A 13,227-nucleotide genomic window follows, 5' to 3' on the forward strand; every position below is an offset into this window, starting at 1 on the left:
AAGCGTGGGGCCGAACAGGACGTTGTCGGTGTGCAGGTCTTGGCAGTACGCCGGGGAATTGGTCTTGCCCATGATGACGGCGCCTTGGTGGCGGAGCCGGGCGACGGCGTCGGCGTCGTGTGCGGGAACGTGATCGGCGAGGTCCTCGGCACCGCTGGTGGTGCGCAGGCCGGCCGTCTCGAAGCTGTCCTTGATCGTGAGGGGAAGGCCGTCGAGGATGCCGGTGCTCTCGTTGCGGGCGCGGCGTTCGTCGGCTGCGTGTGCGACGGCTCGGGCCGTGCTGTCGTCGCGGGTGACGACGGCGTTGATCTGGCTGGCGTCGATCTGCGCCAGGTGGAGGTCGAGCAGTTCGCGGCTGGAGATCTCGCGGCGATCCAGGGCCTGGAGCTGGACGTGGGCGGGCTGGTGGGTGAGGTCGGTCGTCATGCGGAGACCTGCTCAAGGTGGGGGGCTCGTGCGGGCTGGCGGGGCAGGTGGCGCGCTACGTCGAGGAGAGCGTCGATGTCGTCCATGGGCCTGCTGGTCTGGCGTTCGGAGTCGGCGAACTCGGTGAGCTGGTCGGACTCCGGGCGGGTACCGGCGGCCCGGGCGGCGATTCCGGCGAGGATCTGGTCGGCGGTGACGGCCGCGGACAGCTCTTCTCCGTGAAGCCCTCGGGCCCGGTGGCGGGCTTCGCTGGCCTCGCGGACTGCGGCATCAAGGTACTGACGGATCACGAACCGTCCGTCTCTGATCTCGACTGCTCGGCGGTAGAGCCGGATCGAGATGCTACGGAAGCGGCGCCTCTGGGCCGGGTCAACTCGGTCGATCGGCAGTGCGATCTCGGGCGCCTCGCTGTAGAACGCCAGCCACAGGGGGCGTAGGCCGTAGTAGCTGCGGTATTGCTTGATCCGGTACTGGAGGCTCTGAGCCTGATCGTTGATGGTGGGCACTAGCCAGCCGATGAGCGTGAGCATGGCGCCGACATCGCCGCAGGTCCACGCGAAGCCCTCCCAGTCTGCGAGCGACGTGTTGAAGGCGCCGGCGATCACGTTGCCGATGCGGACAGCGCTGTATCCGAGCGTGACAGTGGCCCCTAGGGCGACGATGCGCAGGCCGACGCGGACGGACCCGCGTGTGCTGCGGTGGGCCAGGCGCCAGCATGCGCGGGCGAGGGACAGTTCACCGATGGTGTAGGCCGTGACGTACAGGGTGAGATACGCGGCGTACCAGCCATCATGCGCGTAGTACAGCGTGAAGTTGATCGGTCGCGGCGCGTTCGGCGTCAGCAGGACAAACAGCACCAGCAGCCCTGCGATCACAGCGAAGCAGGCGGCTAGCCACCCCCGTGCCCTCCTCCGGGCAACTTCGGGGGGTGATCCCCAGTAGGTGAGGACGATCTGCTGGCAGGCGAGCAGCGCGACCACGCACCCCATCGCCAGGGGTACGGACAGGTTCACCACACCCAGGACATGGTCGAGGTACTGCCACATCAGTGTGATGGAGAACAGGAACGACAGCCCTGACAGCAAGAAGACGGCGGCCAGCGCGGTGAAGGCGGGGTCTCGGCGGCGGGTCGGCACGTCCCGCAGCAAGCAGAGGAAGCCGAGCGTGGCGACGACGAGGCTGATCGGGTGGAGCAGGTCCTTCACGGCCGGGCCACCCGTCGGCGCAGCAGCGTGTGCGTGACCCGGTCCTGCACTTCGTCTCCGGAGGACTCGTCGCTTCGCAGCCACCGGTCGATGATCCGGCGCTGGATCAACGAGGCGAGGAGCTCGGTGTCCCGCTCCTCGTCCTCGTCGTACTTGGTACGGCCCAGCATCATCTCGACGGTGGCCGAGCCCACCCTGGTGAAGATGGTTGAGGAGAGCGCGGACGCCGGGCGGTTCTCATGGTGGCCGAGCAGCAGGTGGCTGAACTCGTGGGCGATGATGTGGTCCTGGTGCAGGGAGCTGGTCCGCGGGTCGTAGTACACGTGGAAGGCACTCTCCGTGACGGCGCATGCCCCGCACACGGAGGGCGCCTGCTCACGGGCCTCCAGGACCACCTTCCGTCCCGTGCGGCGTGAGACCTCGTCGCTGAGGTCGCGGATATTGGTGACATGCGGGAGCTGCAGCTCGGCCAAGAGGTCAGGCCGGCGCAGCCTACGTGCGGACCACATTGCTTTCCTTGATCACTTACTGAACGCGGCCGTTTTACGAGCCAGTTGAGGGCGGCAACCCCTCGGATTTTCGTACGCTCTCGACGATTCCCAGGACGGCATCCTTTCCGTCTGCGGAAACGTCAGACAGGCGAAGGAGAACGTTTTTGATCTTCGTGTCGCGAAGCAGTGCGAGCAACTCAAGTTCCTGCACGGTCTTTTCGGCGACGCCGTCGTCGAACCAGTACGCGGGGTCCACACCGAAAAACCCTGCTAGCGCTTCGAGGTGACGCTTCGTCGGGTTATCTCGCTGCCCAGTCCGCAGGAGCCAGAGGTACTGGGCCGACAGTTTGCCCAGTCCGCGCTTCTCCATGAGTTCGGCCACCTCGGCGTTACTGAAGGGGCCGCGGTCCGGCGGGTGCACTGTGTCGAACAGGCGGTTTAGGCGGTCCATGAGCCCCCTGGGGCTCACCTGGCCTTCGGTCGAGTCTTTCATGATCCTTTCCTGGGTGGACTTCGTCGTCACTTCAAGCACCCTACCCCGCGATAAACGTGAGTTGACGAGCTGATCCACTGTATGGAAAGTTCTTCCTCACCAGCACGTTTCCGTGTGACGCGTACCGCCTGTTTCAGGTCGGCCTGTCCGTTTCTACCGGCAGGAGTATGCCGGGTGGCGGCAGAAGTCCTGATCTGGAAGTCCCGGGTTCTCCCGGTCGGTGAGGTCGAGGATACGGATATCCTCGCCCGCCTTCACGTGGTGCCGGTAGTAGTACTCGAATTCGAACCGAAGGTAGTCCGAGAGCGGGCGGGTCACGACGTGCACCCTGCCGACTCTCTTTCCTTCCGAGGCCCACTGCCGGACCTCATCCATCCAGGCCGATGTGTAATCGTCCGGCGACTTCTCCCCGGCGAGGAATCGCTTCAACTTCTCCGCTTCCTGGGGCATGGTGTAGACGGGCAGCGTCTCCAGCCTCCACGCCTCACGCTCCATGGAATCGAAGCAGTCGTTCCAGGCGTCACCATCCAAGTGCACGGAACGCCTCCCTGAGAACCGCCTCCGGGATTTCCACAAGCCCTTCCCCGGCGGGCGGGGTGAAGGCGTCGGACACGTCACCCTGCACCACGAACGACCCCGCGGCCGTGCGGTACACGTTCGGGCAGTCCTTCTCTCCGCACTCGCCGTTGCCATTGCCCGTGAGCCGGGTGAGTGCCGAACGCTCGGACATGCCAAACCCCCTTGCTCTGGCCCCGATTGGGCCGCCCGCCCATGACGTTAGAGGGGGCGGGGCGCAGCGTCTATGCACGAACACGACTATGCGTGTCCTCGCATAAACCCGTGCGGCCGGAGGGGCGCAGCCGAAGGGGAGGAAGAGGAGCGGCAGGGTGCGGGGGCTGACTGAGGGACCCCGTCCTACCTGCTCCCGGCAGCAGGCCACCCCGGTGCAGGCTGCCTTCAGGGCCGCCTACCACCTCCCGCCCGTGAACGCGGTAGCGGTCGGCACGGACAACCCCGACCACCTGCGAGAGCTGACCAACGCCCAGAGCTTCGCGGTGGACGAGGAGGCCGTCCGCCACTACCGCAGCCTCGTGCGCAACCGCCGTCAGGAGTGAAGCTCGGCGATGAGCCGCGCCGCCTCCTTCCGGGCGGGCTCCAAGCGGGGATCCTGGGGATGGGCGTGCGGCCCTACGACCTTCGCACAGAAGAACAGGGCCATCAGCCGGCCAGACCTGCTCTCCAGGTCTGGCCGACGCTCCGCCCACACTCGTTGGGCCAGGGCGGGGACGGCAAGGGAGTTCCCCCAGAGGGTGGCCGCGTCCAGTCCGCGCGGCGCCATCCCCCAATCCTCCCAATCGAGGATGCAGAACTCGGGCCCGGTCACGTTCGCCCACGTCAGATCCGCATGTGCCGGCGTCCACTCATCCACGGTGGCGTCTACTTCGGGGAAGACTGCTCGGATCGTCCCAGTCACCAGTTCCTGGGTGGCCGTCTCGGTGTCCGGAGTGGCGATGCGGTGCGTGCGCTGCGCGGCGAGTGCGTCCAGCGAAGCATTGAGCGCCGCCCACCAGCCGTCCGACAGTTGAGGATCCTCGATCACCAGGGCGGCTTGCCCTACGGGCGGGGCGGTGACCAGCGCCATTTCGTCTGCCCGCCACATCACCGGTTCGCCCCGCTCGCGCCACGCCAGCCCCGCGTACCACTTCGGCATAGACACTCCATGCAAGACCGCTGCGGCCTCGGTGCCGTTCCAGCCCTGTGCTCCGATCCGGTCGAAGCTGCGCCGCTCAACCCTCACCCAGGTTCCGCGGTCCGTCTGCGCCCCAACCGAGCGCCGCTTGCACAGCACGGTGTCACGGAGCAATTGCATCTGAAGGGACCGCTCCACGTGTTCGAGAACGTCATCAACCGACTCAACGCGCAAGTCCACGGCCCGTGCACCAGGCGAAGAGAGCGTCATCTGGACTCCTTGGGCTCTCGCTGTGGGGTCCTGGCGACCTGCCGTCAGGTGAAAGCATCCGTAAGTTGATTAATGTAGTGGGTGATGTGCGGCATCCTGTGCGGCAGTTGATCGAGCGGGAAGAGGCGGAGCGCCTGGCATTCGCCAAGGACGAGGTCGGTTGCGGCAACTTCCCCCCTCTACGGAGCGAGGAACAGCTGCGGCGGGATGATCTGCGGCAGGAGGGACCGCGGCTGCCCGCGAGACGCTGGATTAGACGGGCGTGTGCTGTGCTGTACGGCGCGGTCTGGTTGAGCGGATCCATCCGGCGACGGGTGTCCACTGCGTGTACCTGGCAGGGGACGCAACGAACAATGATGCGGTTGAAGAGCGGCTTGGGTGGCGAAGAATGCGGCGGGCCTGTAGGTTCTCGATTTCAGTGTCAGGCGCCGACCCTGTGACCTGGATATTTCCCTTGAGTCTCACGTTGTGTCGGCAGGCGGCTGTCTCAGATCGGTGTCATTTCCTCAGGCTGTCCAGCAGGCTGCAACGCGGCCCGGGGCGTCACGAACCTGCATCGGCAACCATCCGTTCCACCCACTCACACACCTTCGTTGCACACGAACGTCCCGAGCGTCGTCGCTGACAAGCGCCTGCGGGACTACGGACGGGTTGATCAGCCCATAATTGGAGTCAGTGCCGAGCGACCCGGCGCATCGCACCCGCCCCGGGTGCACTCACCGCGATCGGAGAGCATCGTGAAGAACAGCGCGTTGTGGCGAGTGGTTGACAACGAGAGTGGTACCCAGTCCATCGTCAGCTCGCCCTCCGAGGCGGTCGCGTTCGTCAACAGCCGGTTCGACACCGATGACGACGACGAGCCGTTCAGCATCACCGAGGTCGGTCCTCTCCTTCCGAAGCCGCTCGGGGTCATCACTGCATGGGCTGCCGAGAAGGACGGCGAGCGAACCGACGGGCGTACTGCCCCGATCACCATCAGGCCGGTTGTGACGGACAACGCCAGCGAGTGCGATGACGTCGTGCTCTGGGGCGATGTGTACGTCTCCTGGGACCACGACATGTACACCGTCGAGGAGCCGGACAGCTCCGAGTACAGCGAGGCTTACAGCGCAGCCGAGTTGAGCGCGATCCTCGACGAGTACGCCGATGACTACGAGTACGCGCCTGAAGGGCCTGAAGGGCCCGACAGCCACAGGTGGCCGAAACCGGAAGAGTTGATCACCTACGGCGCCCAGGAGTGCGCCAAGCGGTTCGGGCACCTCGACGACGACGCCCTGCTGTGGCTCGCTGCCACCCGCATCACGCTCGCCGTGTGGCGCAACACACCCGTCGAGAACTGGCATGCCGGGAAGAGTCCGCTGCACGACGGCACAATGATGCGGATCAACGCGGCAACCACCCGACTCGTGCGCTCGATGCTGTCGTTCGACCATGTCGACTGGATCGGTCTCGGTCTCGCGATCGTCAACCCGTCCCGGGTTCTACCGACCGGGCAGTCTGTGCTCGAGCTCGGGCTGGCCTGCCACAACCCTGACGACCCGGCACACGAGGATGATCCGCGCGTAGAACTCGCGGAGATGGCACAGGTCGCGATCTCATGGGGGCGAAGGTACTGCCTTAGCGAGAAGGAGTTCGGTCTGCGAACCCTGGTCGAATCCTTGTGCGCGTTCGACAACGGCTGGTTCGGAGCACCGAGTTGGGGGCGCATCGTCGATCGGTTCCTTACGGCCGTCGACGACCGGGAGAATGCCCACTGGCGCATACACCGGGACAAGCCTTGGTTCGACGAGTGGTTCACCAACCGGCCGGCCGACATTGCGGACACCACGGAATTTCGTCGGCTGCTCCTTGCCGGGCCCGACCTGCTGTCCGAGGAGGCCGCCGAATGGTGCGTGGATGGCGCCATCGGCTACGTCTGTCAGGACGACCACGCAAACGGCTGCCCGCTGTGCGGTATCCCGCTGGCAACGGAGTCCTCAAACGAGTGACGGCAGTGGCCAGCGATTCTCAATCCCGTGTCAGTTCGGCCAGTCACATGACATCGCGACTGAGAAAATGACACGGGATCTGAGAACCTACAGGGCCGCTTCATGTCCGTCGACACGATCTACCCGCCGATGCTGGCAGCACTGGAGGAAGACGTATGACCGAGCAAACGGCACAAGAGCGACCGGGCATCGCAGCCGCGATCGTGGTCCAGGACGGCGCCGTGCTCATGGTTCGTCGCCGGGTCGCGGAAGGTCAACTGTCGTGGCAGTTCCCTGCGGGCGAGATCGAGGCGACGGAGACCCCTGAACAAGCAGCCGTGCGAGAGACGAGCGAAGAGGTCGGCATGGAGGTGACCGCTCTCAAGGTCCTCGGAGAACGGGTTCACCCCAAGACTGGCCGGAAGATGACCTACGTGGCCTGTGTCGTAGAGTCCGGCGCTCCTTACGTCGCGGACGAGGATGAACTGGCTGAGGTGGCATGGGTCCGGCATGCCCAGATTCCCGCGTACGTGCCATACGGCCTCTTCGACGCGGTGCAGGTATATCTCGACGCCGCACTGAGCCGGTAACACCTCGGTGCGTCCTGCGGACGGAGGACGAGGCAGCGTCGGGTAATCAGACCGCCCTCCCGACGAGCTAAAGAACTGGTCGTGGACACTGAAATCGGCCTGATCTGCCTGCGGTTGGTTAGCGTGGCGTCGCCATTGCCTCGTCGACCAAGTGTTCACTCATGGAGTGCCAGGGCTTCAGGTTGTACAACTCTCGTACCACCTTCGTGTCACCCCGGACCGCGCTCGGCGGCCGACGTCTCATCTGTGTGCGTCCGGTGGCGTAAGACGCTGCCGCCATGGGTGGTCCGGCACGGTTACCGCGATAGCGTTCGCCAACCAAATGCGTTGAGGTTCGCCGAGCAGCGGCAGTACCGCTTCGAAGTCTGTCTCATCCTTCTCCCGCGTCGCCTTCGCCTTGTAGTAGAGCTGCACCTCGGGCGCCAGGTAGGGGATGCCAGTCCCGCTTCTTCGTCCCAACCGCTCGATCGGAAGCCGGATCCGTGGGGTACGCCGAGAGACCCAATGGGTGCCCTCCGCCTCGTCCAGCATGAGCTGCACGGACCAGGGTGCCTCAGGCGTGCGTCGGCACCAGATGTCGTGGAGGGGCGGCTGAAGAGTCTCCCCAGAACGCCACGGGCGCAGCCGCCCCATGCCAGGTGGGTCCGCCACGTACAGGTCCCAGTCGGTCAAGAGACCGCGCACGCGAGCTTGGTCCCGTCGGAGGACGAGGACATCGAGATCGCCGTGCGGGCGTAGCTCACGGCCGACGGCGAGTTCGATCGCGTACCCGCCAGCGATCCACCACGGGAAGTCGGCCGCAGCGAACATGACAGCTATATCTTCGGGACGAGCCGGCACCCAGCGCCCCACTCCCTCAATACTCACCTGTCCATGCTCTCAGTGAACGCGACCCCTGAGGGGAAACCCGACGCTAGGCCAGCCATACACAGAGGCCAGCTATGGGGTGAGCCGGTTCGGTCCGCGGAAGAGGAAGGTGGCCTCGCGGATCGACTCCAGTCCGAGCAAGACCATGAGTACGCGTCCAAGGCCCATGCCCAGCCCGCCGTGCGGTGGGCACCCGTACCGGAACGCGTTCAGGTAGTCCTGCATCGGCTCCGGACTCACGCCCTTCTCGGCGGCTTGCTTCAGCAGCACGTCATAGCGGTGCTCGCGCTGGGCGCCGGTGGTGATCTCCAGCCCCTTCCACAGCAGGTCGAAGCTCAGGGTCACGCTCGGGTCGTCGGCCGGCCGCATGTGGTAGAAGGGCCGGATGCCTACGGGGTAGTGGGTGATGAACACGAATTCGTGGCCGGTGGCCTGTTGGATGTGGGCGCTGATGCTCCGCTCGCCTTCCGGGTCCAGGTCCTCCTTGGTTCCTTCCGAGTCCCAGCCGCCCTTGCGCAGGATGTCGTGCGCCTCGGCCATGGTGATGCGGGGGAAGGGCGTCGTGGGGACGGTGATCTCCACGCCGAACTGCTCCCGGACCGCATCGCCGTGTGCACCGACGACCTTGGCGATGGCGTGGGCGAGCATCTGCTCCTCGAACGCCATAACGTCCTCGACGCCGTCAATCCAGGCCAGCTCGACGTCGACGCCGGTGAACTCGGTGGCGTGCCGGGAGGTGAACGACGGCTCTGCACGGAAGACGGGGCCGATCTCGAAGACCTTCTCGATTCCGGCCGAGATCGCCATCTGCTTGTAGAACTGCGGCGACTGGGCTAGATAGGCGCTGCGATCGAAGTAGCCGAGTTCGAAGACCTCCGCGCCAGACTCCGAGGCGGTGCCCATGAGCTTGGGGGTGTGCATCTCCGTGGCGCCCTGGGCATAGGCGTACTCGCGCATCCCCTGCTCAAGGGTGGTCTGCACGGCGAACATCAGCTGAGCGGCGGAACGGCGGCGTACGTCCAAGAACCGCCAGTCCAGGCGGTGCTCCAGGCCCGTCTGCTCGTCGATGGGCAGCGGTGTCGCGGCCCGGTTCAGGACCTCGACCCGCTCCGGGATGATCTCCAGGCTGTGGAGCTTCACGATCGGGTTCTCGGCGACGCGGCCGGTGATCCGCACCGCGGACTCCGGCGTGAGCTGCTGCAGGGCGGCCTCGATGTCGTCGCCTGCGCCGCCGCGCCGGTGGGTGACCTGCACCATGCCTGTGTGGTCGCGTACGACGACGAACTGGACCTTACTCAGCAGGCGCAGAGTGTGCGCCCAGCCCGACACGGAAACGGTTCGACCCAAGTGCTCGCGCAGGTCGGATACCAGTACACGATCGGTCGTATGGATCATCGCAGCCCTCCAGGGCGTCATGGTGATCCCTTGGGGGCGCGGGCGAGAAGGGGACTCGCGGTTCCACCACGCCTTCACCACCACTCGACAGTGGCGGCCTCATTCGTGGCCGGTAACGGGGCCAGCCGGCGGGGCATAGGACCACATGGCCGTTCCTCCCCGCACTCAGGAGGGTCTTCGCCCTGGGGCGCGAGTCTGCCTTCCCAGCTGCCAGCAGCTCTCTCGGCTCGCGTGATCCCGGGCTACTCGTCTCCGTCATCGCGTTGCGACGGAGGATAGCGAGCCGGGCCTCGAGACGACAGCGAGATTTCTGCGTAGATCATGATCGTGCCAGTGGGCAGGTTCGGAAGCAGGTGCGGCCACCCGACGATCAACGGCGCCAGGAAGGAGGAGGTGCAGTCGCACTGATGATGACGCTACCCGGGGCGCAGCCTACGAGGCTCAGTCAGCGAATGCACGGACACGGATCCGCGTGACAATTTCGTGGCGCCGGGAAACACAGCTCCCCCATCCTGACGGAATGCCCGACATCATCACCTCGCGCCTTCAGTACAACGCCACAGCGGTACGCCCAGACTGGAAGGACCTCCCACAAGACGTTCGCCAGCTCATCACCCGACGCCTCGGAGGCTCGGTACATGCCGGGCGCAGCGCAGGGAGCGGATTTACCAGCGGCTTCGCCGCTGTACTCCGCGGGGCCTTCGGACCTCTGTTCGTCAAGGCGGTCAAGAGCCTGGACAACAGCGTGGTGGCCGACTCCTACCGCAGGGAAGCGTTGATCAACCAGGCGCTCCCGGCAGAGATTCCGGCGCCACGCCTGCAGTGGATTGAGGAGCACGACGGATGGGTCGTTCTCGGCATCGACGCTGTCCCCGGTGGCCGCATGCCCACCACACCGTGGAAGCCTGATGAGCTAACGGCCACTCTCGACGCGTACAGGATCACAGCAGAGGCACTCTCCACCCCACCCACAGCACTCCAGCATGTGGGCCTCAAGCCGGTGGGTGACGGCGGTGACTTCGCCGACTGGCGCAACCTCGCCCGCGGCGCCACGCCCACGAACGCCCTGCCTTCCTGGGTACCACTCGACCTACTGGACGTGCTGGCCAGCCTGGAAAGCGGATGGCGGGAGGCCGTCGCAGGCAATGCCGTCCTCCACCACGACCTACGACAGGACAACGTGCTGATCGATGCGTACGGCGCCGCGTGGATCTGCGACTGGAACTGGCCCTGCCTGGGTGCAAGCTGGTTCGACCTCGTCCTGCTCCTGGCCACCGCCTACGCCGACGGACACGACGCCACCGCCCTGTTCACCCAGCACCCCACCGCCCGCGGAGTCGCCGACGAACAACTCGATGCGGCGCTCGCCGCTCTCTCCGGTTTCTTCCTCACCTCCGGCGGACAGCCCGCAGCAGACTGGTCACCGCATCTTCGCCAGCACCAGACGTGGTGTGGAGAGGTCACACTGCGATGGCTGGCCAACCGGCGTGGTTGGGCACTCTGACCTGGGGCCCACCCGTTCAGTGTTCGACAGACAGCCCGCTCAGCTCAGGCCGAGGGCGGTGCTGTCAGGACGCCGCTCGGGATCCACTTGTGCAACACGTCGGGTACTTCCACCGTGCCGTCGGCCCGCTGGTGCTGCTCCAGTAGCGCGGGCACAAGCCTGCTCGTGGCCAGACCTGAGCCGTTCAGCGTGTGGACGAACGTCGACTTCCCCTGTTGGGGCCGGTAGCGGATGTTGCCACGCCTCGCCTGGTAATCGCGGGCATTCGACACCGAGCTGACCTCGACGTACGCCTCGATGCTCGGCAGCCACACCTCGACGTCGTACGTCTTGGCCATCGCTGCGCTGGTGTCGCCGGCCGCGAGTTGCGTGATCCGGTAGTGCAGGCCCAGTCCCTTTACCAAGTCCTCCGCTCTGCCGAGAAGCTCCTCGTGTGCGGCGTCCGAGGCGTCAGGGCGGGTGAACTCGAACAGCTCGACCTTGTTGAACTGGTGACCGCGCAGGGTCCCCCGCTCAGCCGTGCGATAGCCGCCGGCCTCCTTGCGATAGCACGGCGTGTACGCGACGTACTTCCGAGGCAGCTCCGACTCGGGCAGCGTCTCGTCCCGGTGCAGATTGACCAACGCTGTCTCCGCGGTCGGTAGCAGGAACCGCTCCGGACCGTGCTCCCCCTGCTCCAAGGCGAAGACCTCCTCCGCAAACTTGGGGAACTGGCCCGCCGTGTACCCGGCCGCGAAGGTCAGGATGTGCGGTGGCAACACGAACTCATAGCCGTCCCGCACATGAGCCTCCAGGAAGTGGTTCAGCAGCGCCCACTCCAGGAGCGCGCCGTCACCCCGGTAGATCCAGAAGCCGCTGCCGCCGAGCTTCGTGCCCCGCTCATAGTCGACCAAGCCCAGAGTTCGAGCGAGCTCCACATGGTCCCTGGGCGTGAAACCGAACTCCGGACGCTGGCCGGCTTCACGAATGACCTCGTTGTTCTCCTTGCCCCCGGCCAGCACGTCCGCGTCGGGTAGGTTCGGCAGCGGATCAAGGAAGACCTGACGCGCCTGCTCCAGTTCGATGAGCCGCGCCCCGACGGCGGTCAGCTGCTCGCCCACGGCCGATGCTTCACCGTGCAGACTTGCCACGCCCTCGCCAACCCACTGCCGTTTCGCGATCTCGCCCGAGATCCTCTTGCGCTCCCCACGGAGGCGTTCCATCTCAGCCCGCACCTGTCGGTAGTCGTCGTCCAGTCGAAGAAACTCGTCGAGGTCGACGTGGACCGCCCGCTTGGCTAGCGCCTGCTGGACACGGACTGGGTTCTGGCGAATCAGGGTGACATCGATCATCCTGCCGTGCTCCGTTCGATCAGTCATCATGACGTGATCCCTTGGGAGCGCGGGCGAGAAGGGGCAACTCGCGGTGCCACCGCGCCTTCGCCACCAGCAGATGGTGGCCTCATTCACGACCCGGTCACGGGGGTCAACCGGCGGGGCATTGGACCTTCCCTAAGGCCGTTCCTCCCCGCACTCGGGAGGGGATTCACCTGGGGCGCGAGGCTGCCTTCCCAGCTGCCAGCAGCTCTCTCGGCTCGCGTGATCCCTAGCTACTCGTCTCCGTCAACGCGTTGCCCGGAAGGATACGTACGCGGCGATCAGGTCCGCAATCGAGAATCGCTTCAGCGGCTCCCGCAGCGTCCAGGCTTCCCCTTTGCTCACGGCCACGGATGCCCAAGACCTCCTCGCCGTTGCTGCCATATCCTCCCCAGGTGGCAACGACCAAGGTTGACTGGGCGTACGAACTGGCTGGTGAGCTGCTGAGTCGCAGCCTCCCGCGCCGGTGGGCACACTCGCAGGGCGTTGTCGCTTGCGCCCAGACGCTGGCGCCGCTGGCCGGTAACAGCGCGGAGGTGCTGGAAGCGGCTGCGGTGCTGCATGACATCGGCTACGCGCCCCCGCTCGTCTCTACGGGATTCCATCCGCTGGACGGAGCACGGTATCTCCGGGACGTGCACGGGGCGGAGGGACGGGTTGTCCGCCTGGTCGCGAACCACTCGTATGCGCTGCTCGAAGCCGCGGAGCGTGGCCTCCGGACTGAGCTGGCCGACGAGTTCCCCCTCCTGGATGATCCGCTCCTCGTGAACGCGCTGGTCTACTGCGACATGACCACGACGCCGGACGGCCGACGGACGACGCCCCATGAGCGGCTGCAGGAGATCTTGGGCCGCTACGGCGAGGACAGCGTGGTCGGGCGTTTCATCCGCCAGGCCGCCCCGCACATCCACGCGAGTGCGGATCGGGTGCGGGCGGCTGCGGTCGAGGCCGGCGTGGAGCTGTAAGTCCGAGCA

15 protein-coding genes are annotated in these 13,227 nt (G+C 65.9%); 5 read left to right on the top strand and 10 right to left on the bottom strand.

The genetic code is table 11. The features are described from left to right. The 6 genes from AC3ET3_RS21805 to AC3ET3_RS21830 all read right to left on the bottom strand — a co-directional run. The coding region (locus tag AC3ET3_RS21805; RefSeq protein WP_435612689.1) for an amidase family protein at nucleotides 1-426 on the bottom strand (426 nt) is incomplete at its 3' end. Further along, on the bottom strand, nucleotides 423-1,631 hold the full coding sequence (locus tag AC3ET3_RS21810; RefSeq protein WP_435612690.1) for an MAB_1171c family putative transporter: 1,209 nt from the start codon (nucleotides 1,629-1,631) through the stop codon (nucleotides 423-425). The genes AC3ET3_RS21805 and AC3ET3_RS21810, both read right to left, overlap by 4 nt. Further along, nucleotides 1,628-2,140 carry a hypothetical protein gene (locus tag AC3ET3_RS21815; RefSeq protein WP_435612691.1) on the bottom strand — a complete coding sequence of 171 codons (513 nt, stop codon included), beginning with the start codon at nucleotides 2,138-2,140 and terminating at the stop codon, nucleotides 1,628-1,630. Before AC3ET3_RS21815 ends, AC3ET3_RS21810 begins: the two co-directional genes overlap by 4 nt. 34 nt (nucleotides 2,141-2,174) lie before the next feature. After that, nucleotides 2,175-2,645: an XRE family transcriptional regulator gene (locus AC3ET3_RS21820; RefSeq protein ID WP_229840011.1), complete on the bottom strand. Its 471-nt coding sequence runs from the start codon at nucleotides 2,643-2,645 to the stop codon at nucleotides 2,175-2,177. Between the two features lie 123 nt (nucleotides 2,646-2,768). Then, the gene (locus tag AC3ET3_RS21825; RefSeq protein WP_435612692.1) at nucleotides 2,769-3,152 is read right to left on the bottom strand and encodes a DUF6879 family protein; all 384 of its coding nucleotides are present in this window, start codon (nucleotides 3,150-3,152) and stop codon (nucleotides 2,769-2,771) included. Beyond that, nucleotides 3,136-3,345 carry a hypothetical protein gene (locus AC3ET3_RS21830; RefSeq protein ID WP_055493664.1) on the bottom strand — a complete coding sequence of 70 codons (210 nt, stop codon included), beginning with the start codon at nucleotides 3,343-3,345 and terminating at the stop codon, nucleotides 3,136-3,138. Before AC3ET3_RS21830 ends, AC3ET3_RS21825 begins: the two co-directional genes overlap by 17 nt. Nucleotides 3,346-3,598: 253 nt before the next feature. Here AC3ET3_RS21830 and AC3ET3_RS21835 point away from each other — a divergent pair, with 253 nt between their 5' ends. Then, the gene (locus AC3ET3_RS21835; RefSeq protein WP_435612693.1) at nucleotides 3,599-3,730 is read left to right on the top strand and encodes a hypothetical protein; all 132 of its coding nucleotides are present in this window, start codon (nucleotides 3,599-3,601) and stop codon (nucleotides 3,728-3,730) included. Here the strand turns inward: AC3ET3_RS21835 and AC3ET3_RS21840 are convergent. After that, nucleotides 3,721-4,575, bottom strand: coding sequence for a hypothetical protein (locus AC3ET3_RS21840; RefSeq protein WP_435612694.1), 855 nt, complete (start codon nucleotides 4,573-4,575; stop codon nucleotides 3,721-3,723). The two genes, AC3ET3_RS21835 and AC3ET3_RS21840, sit on opposite strands and share 10 nt — an antisense overlap. Nucleotides 4,576-5,312: 737 nt before the next feature. Between AC3ET3_RS21840 and AC3ET3_RS21845 the strand changes: the two genes are divergently transcribed. Further along, nucleotides 5,313-6,563 carry a hypothetical protein gene (locus tag AC3ET3_RS21845; RefSeq protein ID WP_234377037.1) on the top strand — a complete coding sequence of 417 codons (1,251 nt, stop codon included), beginning with the start codon at nucleotides 5,313-5,315 and terminating at the stop codon, nucleotides 6,561-6,563. A gap of 155 nt (nucleotides 6,564-6,718) precedes the next feature. Next, the gene (locus AC3ET3_RS21850) at nucleotides 6,719-7,132 is read left to right on the top strand and encodes an NUDIX hydrolase (RefSeq protein ID WP_435612695.1); all 414 of its coding nucleotides are present in this window, start codon (nucleotides 6,719-6,721) and stop codon (nucleotides 7,130-7,132) included. 240 nt (nucleotides 7,133-7,372) lie between these two features. On the opposite strand, the gene AC3ET3_RS21855 is transcribed toward AC3ET3_RS21850, so the two are convergent. Then, the gene (locus AC3ET3_RS21855; protein WP_435612696.1) at nucleotides 7,373-7,942 is read right to left on the bottom strand and encodes a nucleotidyltransferase domain-containing protein; all 570 of its coding nucleotides are present in this window, start codon (nucleotides 7,940-7,942) and stop codon (nucleotides 7,373-7,375) included. A 129-nt stretch (nucleotides 7,943-8,071) separates the two neighbouring features. After that, nucleotides 8,072-9,394 (bottom strand): aspartate--tRNA(Asn) ligase, encoded by a 1,323-nt coding sequence (gene aspS / locus AC3ET3_RS21860; RefSeq protein ID WP_435612697.1) that lies wholly within the window; start codon nucleotides 9,392-9,394, stop codon nucleotides 8,072-8,074. A 520-nt stretch (nucleotides 9,395-9,914) separates the two neighbouring features. Here aspS and AC3ET3_RS21865 point away from each other — a divergent pair. Then, nucleotides 9,915-10,898: a phosphotransferase family protein gene (locus AC3ET3_RS21865; protein WP_435612698.1), complete on the top strand. Its 984-nt coding sequence runs from the start codon at nucleotides 9,915-9,917 to the stop codon at nucleotides 10,896-10,898. Between the two features lie 44 nt (nucleotides 10,899-10,942). Here the strand turns inward: AC3ET3_RS21865 and serS are convergent, their stop codons facing one another. Further along, the gene (gene serS / locus AC3ET3_RS21870; protein WP_435612699.1) at nucleotides 10,943-12,229 is read right to left on the bottom strand and encodes a serine--tRNA ligase; all 1,287 of its coding nucleotides are present in this window, start codon (nucleotides 12,227-12,229) and stop codon (nucleotides 10,943-10,945) included. Nucleotides 12,230-12,648: 419 nt separating this feature from the next. On the opposite strand from serS, the gene AC3ET3_RS21875 reads away from it, so the two are divergent. Further along, complete coding sequence (locus tag AC3ET3_RS21875) at nucleotides 12,649-13,218, top strand: HD domain-containing protein (protein WP_435612700.1); 570 nt, start codon at nucleotides 12,649-12,651, stop codon at nucleotides 13,216-13,218. Nucleotides 13,219-13,227: the final 9 nt, after the last annotated feature.

The sequence above is a fragment of the Streptomyces sp. bgisy159 genome (assembly GCF_057707805.1).